The 25,283-nt window shown below is 73.2% G+C and carries 16 protein-coding genes and 2 tRNA genes; 6 read left to right on the plus strand and 12 right to left on the minus strand.

Annotation, left to right across the window (positions count from 1 at the left end):
* Positions 1 to 152 precede the first annotated feature (152 nt).
* The 10 genes from SPOPO_RS0114185 to SPOPO_RS0114230 form a co-directional block, all read right to left on the minus strand.
* Complete coding sequence (locus tag SPOPO_RS0114185) at positions 153 to 1,277, minus strand: class I SAM-dependent methyltransferase (protein ID WP_019875499.1); 1,125 nt, start codon at positions 1,275 to 1,277, stop codon at positions 153 to 155.
* A gap of 8 nt (positions 1,278 to 1,285) precedes the next feature.
* Complete coding sequence (locus SPOPO_RS0114190) at positions 1,286 to 2,332, minus strand: class I SAM-dependent methyltransferase (protein ID WP_156869895.1); 1,047 nt, start codon at positions 2,330 to 2,332, stop codon at positions 1,286 to 1,288.
* An 11-nt stretch (positions 2,333 to 2,343) separates the two neighbouring features.
* Complete coding sequence (locus SPOPO_RS0114195) at positions 2,344 to 3,423, minus strand: class I SAM-dependent methyltransferase (protein WP_019875501.1); 1,080 nt, start codon at positions 3,421 to 3,423, stop codon at positions 2,344 to 2,346.
* Positions 3,420 to 4,583 (minus strand): glycosyltransferase, encoded by a 1,164-nt coding sequence (locus tag SPOPO_RS0114200; protein WP_019875502.1) that lies wholly within the window; start codon positions 4,581 to 4,583, stop codon positions 3,420 to 3,422. Before SPOPO_RS0114200 ends, SPOPO_RS0114195 begins: the two co-directional genes overlap by 4 nt.
* A gap of 6 nt (positions 4,584 to 4,589) precedes the next feature.
* Entirely contained in the window at positions 4,590 to 5,408 is an 819-nt protein-coding gene (locus SPOPO_RS0114205; protein ID WP_019875503.1) for an alpha/beta fold hydrolase, read from the minus strand.
* 17 nt (positions 5,409 to 5,425) lie between these two features.
* Positions 5,426 to 5,722 (minus strand): phosphopantetheine-binding protein, encoded by a 297-nt coding sequence (locus SPOPO_RS0114210; protein WP_019875504.1) that lies wholly within the window; start codon positions 5,720 to 5,722, stop codon positions 5,426 to 5,428.
* 25 nt (positions 5,723 to 5,747) lie between these two features.
* Positions 5,748 to 10,373, minus strand: a complete 4,626-nt coding sequence (locus SPOPO_RS29645) for a type I polyketide synthase (RefSeq protein WP_084671101.1) — start codon at positions 10,371 to 10,373, stop codon at positions 5,748 to 5,750.
* Between the two features lie 7 nt (positions 10,374 to 10,380).
* Complete coding sequence (locus SPOPO_RS0114220; RefSeq protein ID WP_019875506.1) at positions 10,381 to 17,688, minus strand: type I polyketide synthase; 7,308 nt, start codon at positions 17,686 to 17,688, stop codon at positions 10,381 to 10,383.
* A gap of 793 nt (positions 17,689 to 18,481) precedes the next feature.
* Positions 18,482 to 19,036, minus strand: coding sequence for a CAP domain-containing protein (locus SPOPO_RS0114225; RefSeq protein ID WP_051098366.1), 555 nt, complete (start codon positions 19,034 to 19,036; stop codon positions 18,482 to 18,484).
* A 233-nt stretch (positions 19,037 to 19,269) separates the two neighbouring features.
* Positions 19,270 to 20,226, minus strand: a complete 957-nt coding sequence (locus SPOPO_RS0114230) for a carbamoyltransferase HypF (protein ID WP_033385050.1) — start codon at positions 20,224 to 20,226, stop codon at positions 19,270 to 19,272.
* A gap of 204 nt (positions 20,227 to 20,430) precedes the next feature.
* Between SPOPO_RS0114230 and SPOPO_RS0114235 the strand changes: the two genes are divergently transcribed.
* From SPOPO_RS0114235 to SPOPO_RS0114260, 6 genes are all read left to right on the plus strand, one after another.
* A tRNA-Thr gene (locus SPOPO_RS0114235) sits at positions 20,431 to 20,503 on the plus strand.
* 40 nt (positions 20,504 to 20,543) lie between these two features.
* Positions 20,544 to 20,616 (plus strand) — tRNA-Met (locus SPOPO_RS0114240).
* A gap of 56 nt (positions 20,617 to 20,672) precedes the next feature.
* Positions 20,673 to 20,843, plus strand: coding sequence for a 50S ribosomal protein L33 (gene rpmG / locus SPOPO_RS0114245; protein ID WP_019875508.1), 171 nt, complete (start codon positions 20,673 to 20,675; stop codon positions 20,841 to 20,843).
* A 24-nt stretch (positions 20,844 to 20,867) separates the two neighbouring features.
* Positions 20,868 to 21,311: a MaoC family dehydratase N-terminal domain-containing protein gene (locus SPOPO_RS0114250; RefSeq protein ID WP_019875509.1), complete on the plus strand. Its 444-nt coding sequence runs from the start codon at positions 20,868 to 20,870 to the stop codon at positions 21,309 to 21,311.
* Positions 21,308 to 21,733, plus strand: coding sequence for a MaoC family dehydratase (locus tag SPOPO_RS35205; RefSeq protein WP_019875510.1), 426 nt, complete (start codon positions 21,308 to 21,310; stop codon positions 21,731 to 21,733). Before SPOPO_RS0114250 ends, SPOPO_RS35205 begins: the two co-directional genes overlap by 4 nt.
* Positions 21,730 to 22,770 carry a UDP-N-acetylmuramate dehydrogenase gene (locus SPOPO_RS0114260; RefSeq protein ID WP_019875511.1) on the plus strand — a complete coding sequence of 347 codons (1,041 nt, stop codon included), beginning with the start codon at positions 21,730 to 21,732 and terminating at the stop codon, positions 22,768 to 22,770. Before SPOPO_RS35205 ends, SPOPO_RS0114260 begins: the two co-directional genes overlap by 4 nt.
* Positions 22,771 to 22,860: 90 nt before the next feature.
* Here SPOPO_RS0114260 and SPOPO_RS0114265 read toward each other — a convergent pair whose 3' ends face one another.
* On the minus strand, positions 22,861 to 23,886 hold the full coding sequence (locus SPOPO_RS0114265) for an adenosine deaminase (protein WP_425424157.1): 1,026 nt from the start codon (positions 23,884 to 23,886) through the stop codon (positions 22,861 to 22,863).
* 26 nt (positions 23,887 to 23,912) lie between these two features.
* On the minus strand, positions 23,913 to 25,133 hold the full coding sequence (locus SPOPO_RS0114270; protein WP_019875513.1) for a pyridoxal phosphate-dependent aminotransferase: 1,221 nt from the start codon (positions 25,131 to 25,133) through the stop codon (positions 23,913 to 23,915).
* Between the last annotated feature and the right edge of the window lie 150 nt (positions 25,134 to 25,283).

Below are 25,283 nucleotides of genomic sequence, written 5' to 3' on the forward strand. Positions count from 1 at the left end.
TTTGACGCAGCAGCGTCGCCGACGGTTCTCCGATCGGAGGGCGGATAGGCGGTCGTTCGGCTGGAATCTAGAACAAATCGGGCGAACGGGGCCAGCACCTGCGTCACATCTCTGGCCCCAGCTGCCTCACGAGCCCGGGAATGTGGCTCGCGTCACCGCGCAAGCGGGTTCGGGCCCTCCTTGCGGCACAGCACGCGGTAGAGGTTCGCCTGGCCGGTCCTGCGGATGATCGGGTCCAGCCAGTTGTCCGCGCGGTAGGCGAACTTCAGGAACGGCGGGGACACCTTCGTCCACACGAGCTCGTGGCGCTTCTCCCGCCACTTCGTGCGGGGCTGGGTGAGCCACGGGGCCCCCGGGTGGGGCGCGTAGGCCATGAACGGGGCGCCGGCGGCGCAGATGAGATCGACGGGGATGTGCGCCTCGTCGAGCTGCACCGCGACCGGCCTGAGGTTCCGCTCGGTCAGCGCCGCGAGCAGGTTGCCCAGCGGCGGCATGTGCAGGTGCTGGGGCTGGAACCACTGGATCCACCAGCGGCCGAGCACACGCAGGATCGACTCCGGGTTCGGGACCTCGATCAGCAGGTAGCCGCCGTCGGGCATCACCCGGTGGGTCAGGTCGAGCTCGGTCCGGATGTCCATCACGTGCTCGAGGTAGTGGAACATCGAGATGACGTCGTAACGCCCCGTCAGTTCCGCCTCGAGGTCCGGGAACCACGAGTGGTGGGCGTGGGAGATCCACCCCTTCTCGACCGCGTCGAGGACACCCTGACCCTGGTCGAGACCGTGGAAGGTGGTGTCCGGGAAGACAGTGGCGGCGTCCCGGCAGAAGTGGCCGTACCCCGCGCCGATGTCGAGCCAGTTGCGCGGACCCTCGCCGGGGCCGAAGAACGGGGAGAGCATCCGCGCCCGGGACTGGTATATCTCGGTGCGCGGGTCGAAGACGGCCTCCATCGTCGCCCGGCCGATGCCGTCGTAGAAGTCCTTGTAGTAGAAGTTCAGCCCGTCCGGGTTGAGCATCGGGTTCTGAAAGACGTGCCCGCACGTGCGGCACCGGTTGAGCTCGAAACGGCCGGGCTTGCCTTGGGTGGTGTCACGCGCGGCGAACATGCGCTTGAGGTTCTTCGACGCGCACCAGGGGCAGTCGGGGCGCCGCGGGTACCAGAACCGCTCGATGCCCCTCGCGATCTCGGCCTGGTAGTACGGCCGGGCGGCGTCGAACATCGCCTCGTAGTCGGCGGTGCTGGTCGGTGGGGCGGGCGGGGCGCAGGTGTCGCACATGAGGAGGGTCAGCCCTCCTTACGGGCCAGCACCCGGAACGCGTTGGAACCGCCGAACTTCATGACGGCCGGGCCGAGGTACTTGAAGTCGGCCTTGAAGGTCTGCTGCAGCACCTTCGGTGCCACCTTCCAGATGCCCTCATGCAGCTTGCGCTGGGCCGGCGTGCGCTCCGGGAGCCACGGGGAGTCCGGGTTCGGCGAGACGTGCGTGAGGAAGAAGATCACCGCGCACGACAGCTCGCCGGCGATGTGCGCCTCGCGGTGCTGCACCCGCACCGGGTTCAGACCACGCTCCTTGAGGGCCGAGAGCAGGTTCGGCAGCGGCAGCATGTGCTGGTGCTGCGGCTGGTACCAGGGGGCCCACCAACGACCGAACGCCTTGCCCAGCCAGGACTGTGCGTCCGGCACCTCGATCGAGACGAACGCGCCCTCGCGCAGCACGTCCGCGACGACGTCGAGGTCGTGCCGCGGATCGCGGACGTGCTCCAGGTAGTGGTGCATGGAGATGACGTCGTAGCGGTGCCGGATCGCCTCGACGTGGTCGTCGATCTCGCCCGGGTAGATCGTGTCGAGCCAGCCGCGCTCCTTGCCGGTGAACAGCGAGGAGCCCATGTCGAGGCCGTCGAACGTGGTGTTCGGCCAGATCTTGCGGGCGTCGTTGGCGAAGTGCCCGTAACCGGTGCCGACGTCGAGCCAGTTCTTCGGCCCCTCCGGTGAGAAGAAACCCTCGACGATCTTCGCGCGCGGCTCGTACAGCCAGCCCTGCGAGGAGAAGACGCCGTCGATGAACTCGCGGCCGAAGCCGTCGTAGAAGTCGCGGTAGTAGAACTCCAGGCCCTCGATGTTCAGGCGCGGGTTCTGGAAGACGTGGTTGCAGGTCTTGCAGCGGTCCATGTAGAACACGCCGGGCTTGCGCTGCATGATGTCGGTCGTCCGCAGCCGCTGCGTGAGGTCGTGAGACCCGCACCACGGGCAGTCGTACCGGCGCGGTTCGAAGAAGCGGCTCCAGCCCCGCGCGATCTCCTCCTGGTACCGGGCGCGCTCGGCCTCGCTCACCTGAGGCATCGTCACTTACCCCCTTCGCGCACCGCGACGATCCGGTACGCATTCCCGTGCGACAACCGCGAGATCAGTGCCTTGTTGACGAGGATGTCGACCTTCAGTGCCGGGTTGATCAGTTTCGGGAAGACCTTGGTCCACGCGACCTGGTTGACCTTGCGCGAGAAGTCCGACGCCTCGGTCGTGCGCCACGGGTGGTCCGGGTCCGGCCCGATCTTCGTCATCGCGAATACCAGCGCCATCAGCACCTCGACCGGCTGGTGGGCCTCGGCCTGCTGGACCTCGAGCGGGCGGAAGCCGTGCTCGACGAGGGCCTGCAGCAGGTTGCCGACCGGTGGGAAGTTGAGGTGCTGCGGCTGGAAGTAGGGCACCCACCACGACCGGAACACGTGGCGCAGCACGCACTCCGCGTCGGGCATCTCGATCTCGAGCAGCCCACCGGGCTCCAGCGCGCGGGCGGCGGCGGCGAGCTCGGCCCGCGGGTCGAGCGTGTGCTCCAGGTAGTGGTGCATGGAGATGACGTCGTAGCGGCCGCGGAGCTCGTCGGCGAGCTCGGGGAACGCGTTCTCGCGGTAGGCGTGGGCCAGCCAGCCGCGCTCCAGTGCGCGGTCGACGCCGCTGCCCTGGTCGAGGCCGTCGAAGACCGTGTTCGGCAGGATCTCCGCCGCGTGCTTGGCGAAGTAGCCCCAGCCGGTGCCGACGTCCAGCCACGAGCGCGGGCCGTCCGGGCCGGCGTGCCGCTGCACGAGCTGGGCGCGCGCGTGGTTCGCGGGCGCGCCGTAGGAGGACATCTCGTCGGCCTGCGCGGCGCCGCGGCCGTCGTAGAAGTCGCGGTAGTAGAAGTTCAGCCCCTCACCGGTCAGGCGCGGGTTCTGGAAGACGAAGTTGCACGTCCGGCACTTGGAGAGCGTGAAGACGCCGGGCTTGCGCTGGTACAGCTCCTTCGAGCGGACCTCGACGGTCAGTCGCGTCGACCCGCACCACGGGCAGTCGTGACGCCGCGGCTCGAAGAACCGCGCCGTCCCGGCCGCGAGCTGCGCGGCGTACCAGGCGCGGTCGTCGACGGTGTTGTCAGCCGTCTGCGTCATGTCAGCTTCTCCAGTCGGTCGGCCGCGGCCGGAGCGCCTCCGGCGGCCTCGAACTCCTCCGCGATCGCCGCGGCGGCGGTGCGGTAGGACGTGTCGGTGAGCACGGCGACGATCGCGTCGCGCAGCTCGGCGGCGGAGACCCGGCCGAACTTCACGCGGATCCCCGCGCCGCACTCGGTCACCTGCGACGCGACGGCCGGCTGGTCGTCGCGGATCGGCGCGACCACCAGCGGCAGCCGGTGCGCGAGCGCCTCGCAGGTCGTGTTGTGGCCGGCGTGGCAGACGACGGCGTCCAGGTGGGGGAGCAGCTCGAGCTGCGGCACCCGCTCGGCGACGAGCACGTTCGGCGGCGGGTTCAGCCCGGCGGGCGGGGCGACGACGACGGCCTGGACCTCGTCGACGAGCGTCCCGAGCGCCTCCATCGCGACCGCGAAGAACCGGTCGCCGGAGTCGCGGTTCACCGTGCCCAGCGAGATCAGCAGGTGCTTGCGCGCGGGGTCGAACCACGAGAAGTCGAACGCGGGCCCGGGGCCGCGGCCGCCGAACGCAGGCCCGACCATCGCGATGTGCGCGCCCAGCGGGTTCGGCGGGCGGAGCAGCCCCTCGGTCGAGTAGCAGAGGATGAGCTCGGGGGAGAAGCGCAGGTCGATCGCCGGGGCCAGGCCGAACTCCGCCTGCAGGTCGGCCATGCGCTCGTCGGCCCACTCCGTGAGCTTCGGCATCGTCTCGTACTGGCCGGTGAGCTCCGCGGTCGTCGACGCCGACGTCGCCCACGGCAGGCCCCGTTCGCGCGCGACGATCGCGCCGGCCAGGGCCTGCTGGTCGACGAGCATCACGTCCGGGCCGAACTCGTCGACGGCCGCGCGGACCCCACGGACCATCGACTGCGCGAGCGGGATGAGGAAGTCCTCCCAGAAGAACCGGAACGCCGTCGCCGCGCGCAGGCCGCGCCAGCGCTCGAGGCGGGAGGACAACGGCTCACCGGGGAACTCGTCGTCGACCGCGAACACACGCGCGCCGGGCGGCAGCACCGAGGCCAGGTAGACCGAGTTGCCCGCCCACGCGACGTCGTGCCCGCGCGCGGACAGCTCCGCGGACACCGCGACCAGCGGCAGGATGTGCCCGGTCAGCGGAGGGACGACGACGAGGAAGCGAGCCATCGCGCGCTACCGCAGGCACGGGTCGGCCGCGCGGGCGGCCAACCACTCCACGACGATCTCCCGCACCTGCGGCGTCGCGTCCATCAGCACGGAGTGCCCCACGCCCTCGACGACGGTGAGGGTGGCGTGCGGCAGCAGGTCCTCGAGCTGGCGCTGGTAGTCCGGGACGTCGGACTTCTCGCCGTAGATCGCGCGGATCGGCATGCGCAGGGACCGGAGCCGGTCACGTTCGATCGGGCGGGCCTTGGTCAGGTCCGGGTAGAAGCTCGTGTGGTTCGCGAGGTCGGTGAGGGCGTCCATCATCTTGACGACCTTGCGGCCGAACCGGCGGATCCAGGCCTGAAGGTTCTCCTCGCCCATCTCCGCGACGACGGCCTCGACGCGCTGGCGCTCGGCGGCGATCTGCTCGGCCCACCCGTCGACGTTGAAGTGAGCCTCGATCAGAACCAGGCTCGCGACCCGCTCGGGATGCTCCACGGCGAAGTCGAGCGCGATCGTCCCGCCGTAGCTGTTGCCGACCAGGTGTACCGGGGTGGAGATCTCCAGGGCGTCGAGCACCCCGGTCAGATCCGCGATGGAGTCCTCCATCGTGTAACCGGTGCGCGGGCGCTCGGTGTCGCCGTGGCCGCGCAGGTCGTAGAGCACGCACTCGGCGCCGGTCTTCCCGACCGCCCCCGCGACCGTGTAGTAGAAGCTGGCCATGTTGTCCATGCCGAGGCCGTGCAGGAACACGACCGGGGGCGCCGTGCGCTCGGTCGGACCGCCGGCCGGGCGGTTGAGGTGCTGGACGTGGAACCGCACCCCGTTCGCGATCACTTCGGGCATGGAGGGAACTCGGCTCGTCAGCTGCGAACGCTGAGCACGTACTCGACGACGGTGCCCACGCGCATCTCGATGATCTCGTCCAGGTCCTTGTCGGCGAGGAAGCCGGCGAAGTCGACGTCGCCGCCGTAGTGCTCGGTCAGCTTGGCGCCGAACTTCACGAACTCGATCGACTCCATCTCGAGATCGTCCTCGAACGAGGTGTCCAGGCCGATCTCGAGGTCGAGCAGGTACTCCTCGCCGATGGTCTCGGTGATGAGCCGGCGCACGACATCGAGAACCTCCGCCTCGGCGGTGGTGCGTGCGTCGACTGTCATGGCGTCTCCTCGAAGTGCGGGCAGTTCATGATCCCAGGTTCGTTCCCAGGATGTCGGATTCTCTCGTCCACCCGACGGCGTACGGGACCGGAAGTTCGCCGGAACGGGTGCTCACCCAGCGTCCGTTCCCGTCGACAACGACCAGCAACCGGTCGTTTTCGGCACGGGTCACCACGAACCGGGCCGGACGCCCACCGAGGCCCGTACCCGCCGCTTTCGCCACCGCCTCCTTAGCGGTCCAGAACCGGGTGACCCACTGCGCCCGGAGGGCCGGGTCGCCGCCGGCCGGCGCGACGGTCTCCAGCAGCTCGCGCTCGGACTCGGTGAGCAGGGCAGCCTCGGCCGGGGCGTCGGCCACCAGCTCGAGGTCGATCCCCACCCCGCCGTCGCCCGACCCGGCCAGGGCGACCGCGAAGGGACCCGAGTGGGCGAGCGAGAGGCGGACGCCCTCGCCGGGGCCGGTCGCGTACGGCGCGCCGAGGCTGTCGTTCGCGATCCCGACCTCGGCCGGGTAGATCGGGCCGTGCCCCTCCGCCCAGCGGTGGGCGCGCACGGCGTCCTTCGCGGCGATGCGGCCGAGCAGCCAGTGCCGCGCGGCGCGCGGCGTCCGTCCGGCGAGCTCGCTCTCCTCGGCAGGGGCGAGGTACTGACGGCGAGCCAGGTCCCGGGCGACCGGGTCGGTCCACGGTTCGACGAGCAGAAACCATCCGCCCGGCTGCTCCTGCGCGAGCGTGGAGCTCGCCGGGCGGCGGAACGCCTCGACGGTGACCGGGTCGCCCTCCAGCCGACGGTCCGTCCAGCCGGTGACGTGGCACCACAGGTTCCCGGCCCCGTCCCGCAGCTCCAGGTCGGCGACGACCTCGACGTCGGTGGCCGAACGAACCCGAACAACCGTCGCGTACGTGGCGCCCACCGCCGGGGGCGGGCCGAAGAAGCTGACCGAGCCGATCGTCGCGGGCAGCACGAGGGCGTTCTCGGGGTGGATCGCGACCCAGTAGCCGAGGAGCTGGCCCGCGGCGTCGAGCAGGGACCCCGGCGCCGGCAGCTCGGCCACGACGCCCCGCACGCCGTCGTCGGCGATCGCCGTCAGCTCCCGGACGCCCTGGAACTCCGGCCCGTGGAACATCCACCGCTCGGAGTACAGCCCGCGGGCGTCGGTGGCGGGGGCGCGCTCCCCGGTCAGCGGGGCGTCCCGCAACGCCGGAGGGGCGGGATACTCGTCGGCGAGCAGGACCGTGGCCCGCGCGTAGGTCTCGACGGGGCCGTTGCCGACCGAGCCGTCCACGACGACGGAGACGACCGTCAGGTCCGCCCCGCCGTCCTCCCGCGGCTGCTCGGTCGCGGTGATGCGCAGCGCGATCTCGGGCTCGACGGCCAGTGGCCGCAGCGCCCGCACCCCGCGGACGCCGGTCACGAGCCGCTCCGGGACCAGTGACGCCGCGGCCTCGACGATGAGCGCGATCGTCCCCGTCATCGGGACGATCGGGTACCGCGCTTCCGCCGGCGCCTCCGCGGGCGCCTGCAGCAGCGCGTGGTCCGCGAGGTACGGGTCGCTCCGCAGCGACATCCGCCGCTCCGTCACCGCGCTCCGCGGCCCGCCCTCGCCCCGGCTGCCCTCTCCCCGAAAGCGCACTCCAGCACCGCGATTTTGCGTTCCGGGGTGCTGTGCTGCGCTTTCGGGAGAAGGCCGACGGTGCTGTGCTGCGCTTTCGGGGGACGCGGCGGCGAGGACGTCGGCCGCGGCGGCGTTCGCCTCGCCGACGAAGGCGCGGAACTCCTCCGCGACCGCCCCACCCCCACTGGAGATGACATCTCCACCGATCGGGCCGATCCCACTGGAGATGACATCTCCAGTGGGGGTTGGTGTCGGGGTGGTGAGGGTCGGGGGGTCGACGAGGCGGAGCAGCGGGGACCCGAGCTGCAGCGGGACGGCGAGGCCCGGACGGCGCGGGGCGGGCGCGGCGGGGGCGGGGTCCTCGGTGGGCTGCTCGGCGGCGAGGCGGGAGAAGCGCGGGGCGGCGCCCTCGGTCCACAGCGCGGCGGCGACGCGGCGCAGCTGCTCGAGGCCGGTTCGCTTCGGGATGTTCGCGCTGATCACCAGGTGCGGGGTCGCGGGGTTGTCGAGGGTGTCCTCGACGAACCCGGGGAGGCTGCCGGTCCCGACCTGGACGAACGCGCGCACGCCCTCGGCGTACAGCCGCTGGATCAGCGGGCCGAACCGCACGGGTTCGACGAGATTGCGCAGCAGCAGGGACCGGACCTCGGCGTCCTCGGCCGGGTACGGCGCGACGGTCGTCGCCGACCACAGCGGCACCGAGACCTGACGTAGCGTCAGGCCGGCGATGAACTCGCGCGTCGGGCCGAGATACGGCTCCAGGTACGGGGTGTGAAAGCCGGACTTGAAAGGCAGCAGCGACCCGGCGACTCCGCGCTCGCGCAGCCGGTCGAGCGCGACGTCCACCTGGGCCTGCTCGCCGCAGATGATCGACTGGTGCGGGCAGTTGTCGTGCGAGAGCACGACGCGCTCCAGTCCGGCGATCGCCTCGACTGCGACCGAGGCTCCGCAGCCGAGCACCGCGAACACCAGGTCGGGGACGCCCGGCCCGGAGTCGAACGCGCGGGTCGAGTCCGCGAACTCCTCGAACGGGGCCCCGCCCGCGGCGATGAGCGCGCTCCACTCCCCGATGCTGTGGCCGGCGACGACGTCGGGCCGGATGTCCATCGCCCGCAGCGCGCGGTCCAGCAGCCGCCCGACGCCGGCGAGCTCGAGCCCGCGCCGGCCGAGCCCGGCGTCCGCCGCGCTGCGGACCGGCGGCAGCCCGAAGTGCGCGGCGACGTCGTCCACGCGCGGGGAGAAGACCTCCTCCAGCCCGGGAAACAGGAACGCGACCCGGCCGCCACCGGGGCCGAGCAACGGCGAGGTCGAGAACCACACGTCGTTGCGGCCGCGCCACGGCTTCCCCTGCGCCACGACCTTGCGCGCGAGCGCCAGCCGCTTTGCGTCCGGGTTGACGATCGCCAGCCGGGCCGGTCCCCCCACCGGGGGCGCCCAGGTGTCGTCGCGGGCGAGCAGGGTGTCGTCGTCGGCGTCGAGCTGCGCCGCGATCGCCGCCGCGTCCGCTCCGGTGAACAGCAGCACCTTCTCCGCCGCCGCCTCCGGCTTTGCGTCCGACGATGTGGTCGCAATTGCAGCCACATCTTCGGACGCAACGAGATAAACAGAAGAGTCGCTGCTGCGGAGATCCTCGAGGACGACGTGAGCGTTGATGCCGCCGAAGCCGAAGGCGTTGACGCCGGCGCGACGGGGGCCGTCGGTCTCCCACTCCCGCCGGGCGGTGACGGGGGCGAAGCGGGTCCCCTCCAGCGCCGGGTGTGGGTCGTCGCAGTGCAGAGTGGGGGGCAGGAAGCCCTCGGACACGGCGAGCGCGGCCTTGATCAACCCGGCGGCACCGGCGGCCGGCATGGCGTGCCCGATCATCGACTTCACCGAGCCGATGCCGATGTCGGCGCCGCCCGACGCCGGACCGAACACCTCGGTGAGGGAGGCGAGCTCGGTCGCGTCGCCGGCGACCGTCGCGGTCCCGTGAGCCTCGATCAGGCCGACGGAACCGGGGGTCCGCGGGTCGATGCCCGCCGCCGCCCAAGCGGCGTTCATCGCCGCCACCTGGCCACTCGACTGAGGGGCCATCAGACTTGCGGCGCGGCCGTCGCCGGCGACGCCGGTGCCGCGGATGACGGCGTAGACGCGCTCGTCGTCGCGCACGTCGGCGAGGCGCTTGAGCACCACGATCGCGGTGCCCTCACCGATGAGGATCCCGTCCGCGCCCCGGTGGAAGGGTCGGATCCGCTCGCTCGGCGACAGCGCGCCGAGCAGGTTGAAGCCGGACCAGAAGGTGATGTCGTGGCAGTGGTGCACGCCGCCGGCGAGGACGACGTCGCACCGGCCGGACGCCAGGTCCCGAACCGCGTGGTCGACGGCGATCAGCGACGAGGCGCAGGCGGCGTCCACCGTGTACGCCGGGCCGGCGAGGTCGAGCCGGTTCGCGGTCCGCGACGCGACGAGGTTCGGCACCATCAGGTCGATGCCGGACTCCTCGCGCAGGTCGCCGGCGCGGGCGGAGAACGAGGCCCGCACCGCTTCGAGCTGATCGTCGGAGATCCCCGGCATCAGTTCGCGCAGGGTGGCCACGAGCTGGTTCGCCGTCCGGACGCGGTCGACGAACCGCGCCATGCCCGCGTTGAAGTAGCCGCCCCGGCCGAGCACGATCCCGACCTTGCGCCGGTCGCCGAGCGTGTCGGGCCCGCCGGCGTCGTCGATCGCAGCGGCGGCGGTCGCGAGCGCGACCAGTTGCTCGGCCTCGATGTCCCCGACGGCCATCGGCATGATGCCGAAGCGCATCGGGTCGATCGTCACCTCGCCGACGAAGCCGCCCCGTCGGCAGTACATCCGGTCGCCGGGGCGCGTCTTGGCCGCGCCCGGGTCGTAGAACTCCGGGTCCCACCGCGAGGCGGGGACGTCGGAGATCGCGTCCACCCCCGCGCGGAGGTTCTCGCGGTAGGTGGCGAGGTCGGGCGCGCCGGGCAGCACGGCCGCCATCCCGACGATGGCTACCGCGGTCCCCCCTGTGCTGTCAGTCGTCGACTGACGCATCGTCGTGCTAGCCCCCGAGCCCACCACTGAACGCTACGTCGAAAGCCGCCGGTTCGGCACACACGTACACCACCTGGGGGCCCTCGCCGTGCGCGAGCTCACGGAGCAGCGCGTTCACGCCGTCCTCCGGGTGGATCGCGCCGACGCCCTGCCGGGCGTAGCTGCGCAGCAGTTCCGCCGACACCATGCCGTCGCCGGCGGTGCCGGTCGGGAGCCAGGGGCCCCAGTCGACGCTGACGACCCGTCCGGTGAAGCGGGTCTCCCACGCGCGAGCCAGGCAGTCCAGCGCGTCGTTCGCCGCGGCGTAGTCGCACTGACCGCGGTTGCCGAAGACACCCGAGACGCTGCCGAAGAGCACCAGGAACTTCAGCTCGGCCGGGAGGGCGGACGCCAGCGCGCGGGCGCCGTCGACCTTGGTCTCCCAGACGCGGGCGAACCCGTCCGCGGACTTGTCGGCGATCAGGCGGTCGTCGAGGACGCCGGCCCCGTGCACGACCCCGTCGATGCGGCCGTGACGGGCCATCACCTCGGCGATGCCGTCCGAAACGGCGGCGGCGTCGCGGACGTCGACCGCGGAGTACGTCACCGACGCGGCCACCGACTGCAGCGCCGTCATCGTCGCGCGGATCTCGCGCTCCGCCAGCACGCGGGCGACCTCACGCTCGACCTGCGCCGGGACGGTGACGCCCGACGCGATCAGCGCCCGGCGCAACGCGGCCTCGTCGGTCGCACCCGCGGTCGCCGGGCCCTCCTCCGCGGCCGGCAGCGGGCTGCGGCCCCAGAGCACGATGTGGCACCCGGCGACGCCGGCCAAACCGGCCGCGGTCCGCGCCGTGATGCCGCGCGCGCCGCCGGTCAGCAGGACGACCGCGCCGGGCGTGAGCCCGAGCTGGGCGGCGGACGGCAGGGCCTCGACCTCCAGCGGCGCCGCCGTCAGCGACAGCGTCGAGCGGACACCCTCGGCGTACCCGACGACCTCGGGGCCGGCCGGGTGCACCAGCTCGGCGACGAGGCGGGAGGTCAGCAGCTCCGCCGTCTCCTTCGGGTCGATGTCGAGCGCCCGACACGAGACGTGCGGGTACTCGCGGGCGATCGTGCGGACCAGGCCGGCCAGACCCATGCCCGCCGGGGCGTCCGAGCGCGGCGGGGCGTCGGTGGCGGTGCGGTGGCCCATGCGGCCACCGGTGCCGGTGACGACGAGCAGCTGGCGCGCACCGCCGAGGACGGCGTGGCGCAGGACCGCGAACGCGTCCGGCAGCGACGGCGGCTCGCTCGGTCCGGCGGCCCCGAGGTGGACGAGGATGTCGACGTCCCCGAGCTCGGTGTCCGGGTCCGTGGAGACGGTCCGGACGGTCGCGCCCCGTGCGGTCAGCGCGTCGGCCAGCTCGATGCCGATGCCGAGCCCACCACCGACCATCGTGACGTGACGGCCGTGCAGGGTGCCGTCCGCCGTCAGCGGCGTCGTGGGGACGAGCTCCAGCCGGTAGCGCCGGACGGGCTCGCGCTCGGCCGGGGCGTCGGCCGGGGTGTCGGGAGTGACCGGCGCGGCCACCACGACCGGAGCCGCGGTCGGAGGCGCCACCGGAGCCGCGTCGCCGACGATCGCGTCGACCATCGCGCGCATGGTGCGTAGCCGGGAGAGCTTGGCCTGGGCGTCCTCGTCGAGGCCGGCCTCGGGGAGGCGGTCGGCGAGGAGCCCCAGGATCTCGGTGCGCTTGAGGGAGGCGATCGACAGGTCGGCCTCGAGGTCGAGGTCGACGTCGAGCATCTCGGTCGGGTACCCGGTCCGCTCGGCGATCAGGTCGGTGAGGACGCTCTGCACGCGCTCGGCGGTGAGGCCCGCGGCGGGGGCGACCACCGCGGCCGGAGCCGGCGTGGGAGCCGGCGCGGCCGGAGCAACCGGAGCCGGCGCCGCCGCGGGTGCAGCCGGGGCGGTCTCGACGATCGCGGCGACCATCCCGGCCATCGTGCGGATGCGGGAGAGCTTGGCCTGGGCGTCCTCGTCGAGGCCGGCCTCGGGGAGGCGGTCGGCGAGGAGACCGAGGATCTCAGTGCGCTTGAGGGAGGCGATCGACAGGTCGGCCTCGAGGTCGAGGTCGGCGCCGAGCATCTCGGCGGGGTAGCCGGTGCGCTCGGCAATCAGCTCGGTCAGGACGGCGAGGACCCGGTCGGCCGTGAGCTCGGTGCTGAGGTCCGCGGGCGCGGCGACCGGCGCGGGGGCCGGCTCGGCGACGACGACCGGCTCGGCGGGTGCCGGAGCCGGAGCGACGACCGGAGCCGGCTCGACGATCGGCGCGGGGGCGACGGTCTCCACGGTGGGAGCCGTCGCAGCCACCGGCTGCGCAACCGGAGCCGGCTGGGCCCCCGGAACGGCCGGCGCCACGGGGGCGGGGGCCGAACCGAGGAAACCGAGCACGACGTCACGCTGGGCCGCGATCATCTCGCGGCCGGCGCGGAGGAATTCGAGCACGACGGCCTCGCGGCCGTCGGCGGGGGCGGCAACAGCAGCGGGAGAGACCGGCGCGGCGGGCGCGGGCGTCCCCTGGGCGGGCGTAACCGGGGTGGCGGCCGAGATCTCGACGCGCTGAGCCGGCTGGAGGCCGTTGGCCACGGGCTTCCCTTCGGCGGTGCGGACCAGGTGTCCGTTGACGACCCACCCGGGCCGGCGCGGGACGTCCTGGGCGGACACGACGGCGGTATCGCGTCCGGCGTACAGGGCCGTGGTGTCGACGGTGACACCGGCGGCGGACAGGCGGCCCAGCGCGGTGAGCAGGGCGGTCACGCCGTGCTTGCCGGGAGCGTCGGTCGCGATCGCGACGTGCGGGCGGTCGCCGAGGATCGCGCCCACCAGGCCGGTCAGCACGCGGCCCGGGCCGCACTCGACGAAGACGCGGGCGCCGGCGGCGTACATCGCCTCGATCTGCTCGGTAAAGCGGACCGGCGAGGCGACCTGCTCCGCGAGCAGTTCGCGCACCGCGGACGACCCGAGCGGGTACGGGGCGGCGGTCGCGTTGGCCCACACCGGCAGGTGCGGCGAACCGATCGAACGACGCATCAGCTCAGCCTCGAGCGTCCGCGAGGCGTCGGCGACGAGCGGGGAGTGGAACGCGCACGCGACCGGGATCCGCTGCGCGGTGATGCCGCCGTCCTTCAGCGCGGTCACCGCGGAGTCGACCGCAGCCGTCGGGCCGGAGATCACCGTCTGGTCGGGGGAGTTCAGGTTCGCGACGACGACTCCGCCGTGAGGGCCGCCCGAGCTCATCTGCCCGTTGAGCGTGGCGCGGATGGCCGCCTCGCCGGCGGAGACCGCGGCCATCGTGCCGGGGTCGCCCCCGGCCGCGGCGAGGATCGCCTCGCCGCGCGCGGCGGAGATCTCCAGCAGGTCGGCCGGGCTGATGGCGCCGGCCACGCAGAGGGCGACGAGCTCACCGTAGGAGTGGCCGGCGAGGTGATCCGGCGTCAGGCCGAGCGCGCGCAGCGTCCGGAACATCGCGAGGTCCGCGATGCCGAGCGCCGGCTGCGCGACGCGGGTGTCGGTCAGCGCCGCGCGCTGGGCGTCCCGGGTCGCGTCGTCGAACGCGGCGGGCGGGAACATCGTCGGCACCCAGCGGGCGCCGATCTCGAGCAGGTCCTGCAGGCGCGGGAACGCGGTGAACAGGTCGGCGAGCATGCCCGGGCGCTGGCTGCCCTGCCCCGGGAAGAGGAAGGCGACCTCGCCGGCGGGCTCCCCGGCCTTCTCGCCGTCGGCGACGAAGACCGCGGGGCCGGCGGTGAACGCCTTCGCGGCGGGGATCTTCGCCGCGAGGTCGTCGAGGTCGGTGGCGACGAACGCGACCTGCACCGCGCCGGCGGAGGAGTCGTCGAAGGTCCGGGCCAGGTCACGCAGGCGCCACGGGCGGCCCGCGCCGTCGTTGGCCGCGCAGAGGGCGACGAGCTCGTCGAGCGCCGCGACGGCCTCGGCCCGGGTTGCGCCGCGGGCGACGAACAGCTCGGCCGGCCACTGGTCCAGACCCGATCGCGGCGCCGGTCCGTTCGTGTACCCGGACAGGACCGTGTGGAAGTTCGTCCCGCCGAAGCCGAAGGCGCTGACGCCGGCGACGCGCGGCCGGTCGGCCGGCCACGGGCGCGGCTTCGTGTCGAAGACGAACGGGTTCTCGCCCGCGACCCAGGCGGGGTTCGGGGTGGTGAGCTGCCCGGTCGGCGGGAGGACGCCGGTGTGCAGCGCGAGCGAGGCCTTGATCACACCGGCGAGGCCCGCGGTGCACTTGGTGTGCCCGATCTGGGACTTCACCGACCCGAGCGCGCACGACGCCGGCGCGGCGCCGGCCTCGGAAAAGACCTCGGACAGGACGGTGAGCTCGGTGCGGTCGCCGACGACGGTGCCGGTGCCGTGGGCCTCGACCAGGCCGACGTCGGCCGGGGAGACGCCCGCCTGCGCGTACGCCCGCTCCAGCGCACGGCGCTGGCCCTCGGGCCGCGGGGCGGTCAGGCCGAGCGACTTGCCGTCGGAGGAGGAGCCGATGCCGGAGATGACCGCGTAGATCCGGTCGCCGTCGCGCTCGGCGTCGACGCGGCGCTTGAGCACGACGGCGGCCACGCCCTCACCGAGCGCGATGCCGTCGGCGTTCGCGTCGAAGGGCTTGCAGTGCCCGGTCTTCGACAGCGCGCCGACCGAGGCGAACTGCAGGTAGTCCTGGATGCCGTTGTGGATGTCCGCGCCGCCGGCCAACACCATGTCCGCGCCGCCGCCGCGCAGCTGCATGCACGCGACCTCGAGCGCGGCCAGCGCCGAGGCGCACGCGGCGTCGACGGTGTAGTTGGCGCCGCCGAGGTCCAGGCGGTTGGCGATGCGGCCGGAAATGACGTTGGCCAGCGCGCCGGGGAACGAGTCCTCGGTCAGCTTCGGCAGCAGCGCGTCGAGCTCGGCCGGCATCTCACCGTGGAACTGCGGGTACAGCGCACGGAAGCTGTAGGCGGCCGACAGGTCGGTGCCGGGCTCGGCGCCGAAGATGACGCCGGTCCGCTCGCGGTCGAACTCGCGACCCGCGGCGTTCGCGGTGGCGTAGCCGGCGTCGCGCAGCGCGCGGGCGGCGACTTCGAGGGCCAGCAGCTGCACCGGCTCGATCGAGGCGAGCGCCTGCGGCGGGATGCCGTACGTGAGCGCGTCGAACGGGACGTCGGGCAGGAAGCCGCCCCACTTGGAGGTGGAGCCCGTGCCGCCGTCGCCCTCGTAAAAGGTCTTCGGGTCCCAGCGCTCGGCCGGCACCTCGGTGATCGCGTCGTGGTTCGCGAGCACGTGCGCCCAGAACTCGGCGAGCTCGGCGGCCTGCGGGAAGACGCCCGCCATGCCGACGATCGCGATGTCGAGCCCGGCGTCGCCGTCGCTGCCCGGGGTGAGGTCGAGCTCGGCGGCCCGGGCGGCCAGGAACTCCGCCGCGCCGCTCGTCACCGACGCGTGCAGCTCGGCCACCGTGGTCACCGACGACCGCAGCCGCGCGACGTCGCCGATCATCACCATGCCGTCACGGGCCTGGGTGTTCTCGTCGACGGGGATGAGCGCGTTGCCCTCACGTCGGATGCCCTTGCTCGCGATCCGGAGCCGGCCGACGTTGAGCTTCTCCAGCTCGGCCCAGACCTGCTCGCGCGGCGTGCCGGCGGCGAGCATCGCCTCGCGCATCGAGGCGAAGGTGTCGACGAACGCCGTGGGCGCGCAGCGGGTGGCGTGCCCGGGGGCGGTCTCGAGCAGGACGGTCGAGTCGCACGCGATCGCGGCCCGCTGGAACGCCGGGCCGATCGCGCCCGCGCTGACCGCCTCGGCGGTGAACAGGTATGCGGTGCCCATGAGAACGCCGACGCGGCCACCCGCGGCGGTGATCGGTGCGGCGGCCGCGGCCACCATCGCCGCCGAGCGGGCGTCATGGATGCCGCCGGCGAACAGGACGTCGAGTTCCTCGAGGCAGTGGTGCTGCTCGCCGTACGCGAGCAGGTGGCGGATCTGGTCGTCCCAGAGCGGGAAGCTCGCACGCGGCCCCACGTGGCCGCCGCACTCCGAGCCCTCGAACACGAAGCGGCGCGCGCCCTCGGCGAGGAAGCGATCGAGGAGCGCGGGGGAGGGGACGTGGAGGAACGTGGTGATCCCGGCCGCCTCCAGCGGGGCGGCCTGCGCCGGCCGGCCACCGGCGATCAGCGCGTACTTCGGGCCCACCTCGTGGACGGCCTCGAGCTGGGCGCCCCGGACCTCGTCCGGGACGAAACCGAGGATGCCGACGCCCCAGGGGAGGTCGCCGAGCAGCTCGGCGGTCTCGACCAGCAGGGCCCGGGCGTCCTCGCCGGTCATGAGCGCGAGGGCGAGGAAGGGGAGCCCGCCCTGCTCGGCGACGGCCTGCGCGAAGGCGGCCTGGTCGGACACGCGGGTCATCGGGCCCTGGACGACCCGGGGGGCCCAGTCCGCGCGCTTGGTGGTGGCCACGGCGGCGGGGATCGAGGACTCGATCTGGGCGGCGACGGCGGCGACGATCCCGCCGGCGGTGACGTGCTTGTCGGCCAGCGGCCGCGCCAGCGCACCGTCCTGGCCGACGGGGAGGGCGGCCAGCGTCGCGCCGAGCCGGCTCGCCAAGCCCTCCGCGTCGGGCCGCGTCAGGTCGGGACGGGTGTAGATGCGGTGCCCACCGACCACCGCGGTCTCGGTGCCGTCCATCGCGCGGACGGCGGCCGCGACCTCGCGCGGCAGCTCGCACTCGCGGGCGAGCGCGAGCTGGGAGTCGAGGACGACCCCGGTGGCCCCACCGGCGATCGTGGCGGCCGCGGTGTGTGGGCCGATCCCGCCGGCCAGCCAGATCTCGGGCGCCGCGCCGGACGCCGTGCGCAGGTCGGCGGCGAGCAGGAGCTGGAGCAGGACGAAGGCGCTGGCCTCGCCGCTGACCCCGGACTCGGAGCCGCGGGCGAGCAGGCGGGTCGCGCCGGCGGCGACGGCGGTGCGGGCGGCGGCGACGGAGCCGACCTCGACCAGCACCGAGCGGCCGGCGCCGGCCGCGGCCTCGAGGCTCCAGGGCGCGTCGGCCGCGAGCACGACCAGGTTCACGGTGGCCGGCAGGTCCGCGGGGGTGAGCGGGCAGGCGGCGCCGACGCGGACACCGAGCGGGCCGCGCCACCACGAGGTGGCCTCGGCGAGGGCGGTCAGCGCGGTCTCGCGGTCCGCCCCGAGGTCGAGGACGCCAGTGGCACCGGCGCGGGCGACCGCGACCGCCAGGGCAGCGTCGGGCGCAGCGAACGGCGTGATCCCGAGGATCCGCCGGTGCCCGCTCGTCGTGCCCATGACCTGCGTGTCCTCCGTTGCCAGTCGGTGTGGGTGGCGGCGCCGATCCCGCGGCGCGCGCCTCTCCTCGGCTGGGAGCCCCCCGGCGCGCCGGAGTAACCCATATGGATCAATCGCCGGAATGCGTACGAACGTTTCAGGTCCCGGGCGTGGCGATTCGGCGTCCCCCGGGAACCGTCAGCGCCCGAGCGGGGACCTCCCCGTCCCCTCCGGACCTGTTCGGAACGCGTTCCTGCAGGTCAAGTGAAGGGCGATGGGTGCGTCGTTCCGGGGAGAAGGTCCGAAACTTAGGCGGCGCTTGACGATGTGCGCTGTGCTTAACGCCTCAAACCGGACATCGGATCTCTGTGCCGTCACCCACACGGACGCCCGGTGGGGACCCGCCGGGCCGGCTAAAACGCGCGCCGGCACCGCCCCCGCACGCGCCCGGCCGCCCCGGCCGCCCCGGCGGGCCCCGGCCGCTCCGGGGTGGCGGGCGCAGAGTGGCAGAGTGCGCAGAGTGCGCAGAGTGCGCAGAGTGCGCAGATAGGCACGGGTGCCGTCGGGTGGGTCGGTGCCGATCTGCGCAGGGGGTGGAGGTGGCACCCGGTCCGGGCGTGCCGGGGTGCTGTGGTGCGCTTTCGGGATCAGGAAGCACCGTCGGCGGGGCGTTTCGGGGTGCTGGAGTGCGCTTTCGGGAGACGGTGCCACCTGAGCGGTCAACGCAGCGAGCGCCGCCCCGTGGGGCGGCGCTCCGCTGAGGTGCTTACCGACGATGCTGCGGCCATGATCGGCCGGGGTCGGCCGGGGCCGGTCAGTAACCGAAGTCCTGGACCCAGTAGTCACCGTTCGTGTTGAAGCCGATCCCGATCGTGCGGAACTGGCAGTTCATGATGTTCTTCCGGTGGCTCGGGGAGTTCAGCCAGGCGCGGACGACGGCGCTGGTCGAGGAGAAGCCGCGCGCGATGTTCTCGCCGGCGGGGTCCTTGTAGCCGGCCTTCATGATCCGCTTCCACCACACCGTGCCGTTGGCCGAGTTGTGGGAGAAGTAGCGCTTCTTGCTCATGTCGTTCGCGTGCCGCTGGGCGGCCTTCTGCAGCTTGCTGTTGTGCTTGAGCGGGCGGCAGCCGTGCGACTTGCGGGCGACGTTCGTCAGGTGGATCACCGAGCTGCGCAGGACCTTGACGCTGGCCGAGTTGACCGAAGCGTTCGACTTCGGGGCGGCCTGCGAGGTGCCGCCGAGCCCGATCAGGGCGCCGACGACGAGGGCGAGCGTGAGCGTGACCAGGCCGACGAAGCGGGCCAGGTCGCCGAGAAGGCTCCCGGCGGGCTGCGAGTCGACGGGCGACTCCGCGTGGGCGTGCGTCATTACAGGCTCCAGGTGGGATGGGCCGCGGGCGGGCGACGCGATGAGGACAACCCCTCGGGAGTGGCCCGGGGGGATCACGGGAGCTGGCCTCCCGTACCTATCGCGGGGAAATTCGGCGCCTGGTCAGGCCCACTTGAGGGGCCGAATGGCCGATGTCCCGACTTGCCCCGGGCCGCTACAGATCGCTACGCACTGTTACCGGTCGCTACGCGGCGCTACCGACCCCTCTGGAGTCAGATGACCGGTTCTGCGAAGAGGATGCCCACGGCCGGGCCGGGGTCGGCGCCCGCCGGACGGTCCAGATAGGCCAGGGGCCGGGCCGCCGCCCGGGCCAGGAGGTGGGTGAGCCCGCAGCCCGGCAAGGTCACCGGCAGGGGGCCGCCGGTCGGGACCAGGTCGCGGGCCGGCCCGACCAGGTGCGGCTCCAGCAGCAGGACGGGGCTGCGGCGTGACGCCAGCGCCGCGGCCTCGTCGTCGTCGACGACGGCGAGCCGGCGCGCCCACTCCAGGTCCGGGCACAGCGCGACGACGCTGCCGGCGGGCCCCGCCGCGGCCGTCAGCGCGGCGACCGCGGCGGGCCGGGTGGCGTCGGCGTAGAGCCGGGTGCGGTCGGCGTCCAGCGTGGCGACGATCCGGCCCCCGACCAGCAGCAGCGCCATCGCGCTGCGCAGCGGGACGCCCTCGATCGGGCGGCCGGCGGGGTCGGTCAGGCGCAGCTCACTGCGGGGTGCCGCCGCACCCGCGCCGACGTCGCCGCGCCGGCACACCGAGCAGCCGACGGTGGGGTCGAGGAAGTGCGGCGAGGTCTTGTCGAACAGGGCGTCCACGCACGTCGGGCACAGGGCCACGTCGGACCCGCGGTGGGCGGTCGCCGCGGTTCGCTGGGCCGAGACCGCGAGGACCGCGAACTCGGTCGCGCCGAGCGGAGCGAGCTCACCCCCGGGCGACCAGCAGGCGCCGAGCGGGCCGCCGGCGATCCGCGCCAGGAAGTGCGCGACCTGCTCGGCCGGGCCCTCGATCTCGACGGTCAGACCGTAGGCGTCGGTGCGGGCGAACCCGCCGAGCCCGAGCGCCGCCGCGGAGTCCGCGACCGCCGCGAGCACCCCGCGCATCGGCAGCGGGCCGGCGTCGTCGAGGTGCACGCGCGTCCGTCGCGCGGTCGACACCGCCGTCTGCACCCCCGCCGTCACTCCGCCACCTCAGCAGGACCGCGCCGGTCCGCGTCGGCGGTTTGGGCGAATCGTGAGCACTGCCCGGCGGTGTCGTGGCTCACCGCCACCCGCTCGGACCAGTGGTCCGGGGGCGGTCCCGGGTGCTTCGTGAACGGCCGTGAGACGTACCGTGGGAACCGATTGGGGAGCACGCCCTCGGAGCGTGTAACCTCTACGAGCCTTGCCCCTTTAGCTCAGTCGGCAGAGCGTCTCCATGGTAAGGAGAAGGTCTACGGTTCGATTCCGTAAAGGGGCTCTGAGCTGGTTGTTCCCTCGGTGGGACGCCCGGCAGCAGCGGCGGTGTAGCTCAGTTGGTAGAGCAAGCGGCTCATAATCGCTGTGTCACCGGTTCAAGTCCGGTCACCGCTACCGGACGCAAGTAGTTGCGCAATAGATCGCGCGAGCAGACGTAGAGAGGCACGACCGTGGCGAGCAAGTCGCAGGACATCCGGCCGAAGATCACTTTGGCCTGCACGGAGTGCAAGGAGCGCAACTACATCACCAAGAAGAACCGGCGGAACGACCCCGACCGGCTCGAGATGAAGAAGTACTGCCCGCGCGAGCGCCGGCACACCCTGCACCGCGAGACCCGCTAGCCGCTCGGCGCGCCGCTCGCCGTCATGCCCGTCGACCCCTCGCTCGTCGGTCGTACCTATCCGCCCAGCCGCCCGTACGAGGTGGGCCGGGAGAAGATCCGGGAGTTCGCCGACGCGATCGGTGACCCGTCCCCGGTCTTCCGCGACCCGGAGGCCGCCCAGGCCCTGGGCTACCCGGACGTTCTCGCGCCCCCGACGTTCCCGATCGTCTTCGCGCTCGACGGCGCCTTCGCCGTGCTCGCGGACCTCGGCATCGAGCTGCAGAACGTCGTCCACGGCGACCAGAACTTCCGCTACGCCCGGCCGCTGCGCCCGGGCGACCGGCTCGTCACGACCGTCGAGATCCGGGCCGTGAAGCACCTGGCCGGCAACGACGTCCTCACCGTCGACTGCGTGTCCGCGACCGAGGCGGGCGAGCACGTCGTGACCTCGACCTCGACGCTGGTCTGCCGGGGGGAGTCGGCATGAGCGCCCCCACCTGGGCGAGCGTGGAGAAGGGCACGGAGCTGCCGACGCGGAGCTTCACGTTCCGCCGCGCCGACCTGGTGCGCTACGCCGGCGCCTCCGGCGACTTCAACCCGATCCACTGGAACGAGCGGATCGCCACCGAGGTCGGCCTGCCGAACGTCATCGCCCACGGGATGCTCACGATGGGCACGGTCGTCCGCGTCGTCACCGACTGGACCGGCGACCCCGGCGCCCTCACCGAGTTCGGCGTCCGGTTCACCCGCCCCGTCCCGGTGACGGACGCGGAGGAGGGCGCGACCGTCGAGGTCAGCGCCGCGGTGACCGAGAAGCTCGACGACAACCTGGTCAAGGTGACGATCAAGGCCACCTACGACGGCGCGACCGTGCTGGCGAAGGCGATCGCCACCGTCCGGCTGCCGTGACCAGCTTCGCCGAGCTCACCACCTTCCGCGTCGGTGGTCCGATTGCGCGGCTGGTCGACGTGGCGGGCGTGGACGAACTCGCGGCCCTGTTCGCCGAGGCCGGCGACGAGCCGGTGATGGTGCTCGGCGGCGGGTCGAACCTGCTGGTCACCGACGACGGTTTCGCCGGGACCGTCGCCCGGATGGTCGGGGACGGCCTGGCGGTCAGTGGGGGAGCGGACGACGGCTCCGACGACAGCGTCGACGTTCTTGTCGAGGCCGGCGCGAACTGGGACGCCCTCGTCGAGTACACGGTCGAGCAGGGCTGGGCCGGGATCGAGGCCCTGTCGGGCATCCCGGGCAGCGTGGGGGCCACCCCGATCCAGAACGTCGGCGCCTACGGCCAGGAGGTCGCCGACGTGATCACCGCGGTCCGGACCTTCGACCGGGAGACCGGCACCGAGCGCCGCTTCGCCCCCGCGGACTGCGGCTTCGCGTACCGGGACAGCCTGTTCAAGCGGACGTCCCGCTTCGTCGTCACCGCGGTGGAGTTCCGCCTCACCGCGGGCGGCACGGGTGCGCCGGTGCGCTACGCCGAGCTCGCCCGCACCCTCGGGGTCGAGGTCGGCGGCACCGCGCCGGTCGCCGACGTCCGCGCCGCGGTCCTGGGCCTGCGCCGGTCCAAGGGCATGGTGCTCGACCCCGACGACCACGACACGTGGAGCGCCGGCTCGTTCTTCACCAACCCGATCCTGACCTCCGCGGTGGCGGGCGCCGCGCTTCCGGACGACGCCCCGCGCTACCCGGCAGGCGACGGCCTGGTGAAAACCTCCGCGGCCTGGCTGATCGAGCACGCGGGGTTCTCCAAGGGCTTCGGCGCCGAGCTCACCGGCGGCCGCGCGACCCTCTCGACCAAGCACACGCTGGCGCTGACCAACCGCGGCGGCGCGTCCGCGGCGGACCTGCTGACCCTCGCCCGCGCCGTCCGCGCCGGCGTCCTCGACCGCTTCGGCATCGAGCTCCACCACGAGCCCGTCCTGGTCGGCCACACCCTCTGACCCCTGCACTGGAGATGACATCTCCAGTGCACAGCCGACCTGCAGTGGAGATGACATCTCCAGTGCAGGGGGCGGTCTGCAGTGGAGATGTCATCTCCACTGCACGGGGGGCGGGGGCTCGGCGAGCCAGGCGGCGATGCGGCCGCGGAGGCGGTACTTGGTCTCCTCCGGGGCGAGGGAGCCCTCGACGGAGTGCCGGGCGAGGTCGGCGAGTTCGGCGTCGGTGCAGCCGTGGACGTCGCGGGCGATTCGGTACTGGTCGACGAGCCGGGACCCGAACAGCAGCGGGTCGTCGGCGCCGAGGGCGATGGGGACGTCCGCGGTCATCAGCGTGCGGACGGGCACCGCGGCCGCGTCGTCGGCGACGCCGAGCGCGACGTTGGACGCCGGGCACACCTCCAGGGTGATCCGGGCCGCGGCGAGCTCCTCGAGCAGCGCCGGGTCCTCGACGGCGCGCACCCCGTGCCCGATCCGGTGCGCGCGCAGGGCCCGCAGGCAGTCCCGCACCTCCGCTGGACCACCGAGCTCCCCGCCGTGCGGGACGGCGGCCAGTCCGGCGCCACGGGCGATCTCGAAGGCCCGGTCGAAGTCCGCCGCCCGGCCGCGGCGCTCGTCGTTGGACAGCCCGAAGCCGACGACGCCGGCGTCGACGTAGCGCGCCGCGAGCCGGGCCAGCGTGCGGGCGTCGAACGGGTGCCGGGTGCGGTTGGCCGCGAGGATCAACCCGATCCCCACCCCGGTCGCGGCCGCGGCGTCCCGGACGGCGTCGAGGATCAGCTCGACGGTCGGCGTCAGGCCGCCCAGGTGCCGCGCGTAGGTCGACGGGTCGACCTGGAGCTCCAGCCAGCCGGAGCCCTCGGCGGCGTCGTCCTGCGCCGCCTCCAGCACGAGGCGCCGGATGTCGTCCTCGGTCTGCACGGCTGCCCGGGCGGCGTCGTAGAGCCGCTGGAAGCGGAACCAGCCCCGCTGGTCGGTCGCCTCGAGCTCCAACGGCTCCCGGCGCCGGAGCTGGTCCGGCAGCCGGAGGCCGTGGAGCGCGGCCAGGTCGAGCAGCGTGGCGTGCCGCATCGACCCGGTGAAGTGCAGGTGCAGATGCGCCTTGGGCAGCGTCCGCAGGTCCCGCCGCCCCGCCGGAGCGGTCGTCAGGCGCTCGCCTCGCTCAGCAGCTTGGCGATCCGGGAGACGCCCTCGACCAGGTCGTCGTCGCCGAGCGCGTACGACAGCCGCAGGTAGCCCGGCGTCCCGAAGGCCTCGCCCGGCACCACGGCCACCTCGGCCTCGGTGAGGATCAGTTCGGCGAGCTCGGTCGTCGTCGACGGCCGCTGGCCCCGGATCTCCTTGCCGAGGACCCCGGCGACCGACGGGTAGGCGTAGAACGCACCCAGCGGCTCGGGGCAGGTCACCCCGGGGATCTCCGAGAGCATCCGCACCATCGTCTGGCGGCGGCGGTCGAAGGCCTCGCGCATCTGCGCGACCGCGGACAGGTCCCCGGTGACCGCCGCGAGGGCGGCCCGCTGCGAGACGTTCGCCACGTTCGAGGTGGCGTGCGACTGCAGGTTCGTCGCGCCCTTGACCACGTCCGCCGGCCCGATCAGCCAGCCCACGCGCCAGCCGGTCATCGCGTACGTCTTCGCGACGCCGTTCAGCACCACGCACCGGTCGGCGAGCTCGGGCACCTCGACCGGGATCGAGGAGAACTTCGCGTCGCCGTAGATCAGGTGCTCGTAGATCTCGTCGGTGACGACCCACATGCCGTGCTCGAGGGCCCAGCGGCCGATCTCGCGGACCTGCTCGGGGCTGTACACGGCGCCGGTCGGGTTCGACGGCGAGCAGAACAGCAGCACCTTCGAGCGCGACGTGCGCGCGGCCTCGAGCTGGTCGACCGTCACCAGGTAGTTCTGGGTCTCGTCGGCCACGATCTCGACCGGCAGGCCGCCGGCCAGGCGAATGGCCTCGGGGTACGTGGTCCAGAACGGGGCCGGGAGCAGCACCTCGTCGCCCGGGTCGAGCAGGGTCGCGAACGCGGCGTAGACCGCCTGCTTGCCGCCGTTCGTCACCAGGACCTGCGACGCGGAGACCGAGTACCCGGAGTCACGCAGCGTCTTGGCCGCGATCGCCTCCTTGAGCTCGGGCAGGCCGCCCGCGGGGCTGTACTTGTGATTACGCGGGTCGGAGCACGCGGCGACGGCCGCCTCGACGATGGAAGCCGGCGTCGGGAAGTCCGGCTCGCCCGCGCCGAAGCCGATCACGGGCCGCCCGGCCGCCTGCAGGGCCTTGGCCTTGGCGTCCACGGCGAGGGTCGCGGACTCGGTGATCCCGGAAATTCGCGCACTGATCCGGGGGAAGGAAGGGGTCGCGGTCATGGGTTCATCGTTCCACCTCGGCGGGACTCCATGACGCCCGGAGTGCCATGGGATCGGCCACGGTTCGAGCGCGGGACGCGCCTCGGTTCGACGCCGGTCCGGGATGCCCCTTAGACTCGCCCCTCGGTGAGCGCACCGTTGCCTTGGCAC

This window comes from Sporichthya polymorpha DSM 43042 (assembly GCF_000384115.1).
Taxonomy (GTDB): Bacteria; Actinomycetota; Actinomycetes; order Sporichthyales; family Sporichthyaceae; genus Sporichthya; species Sporichthya polymorpha.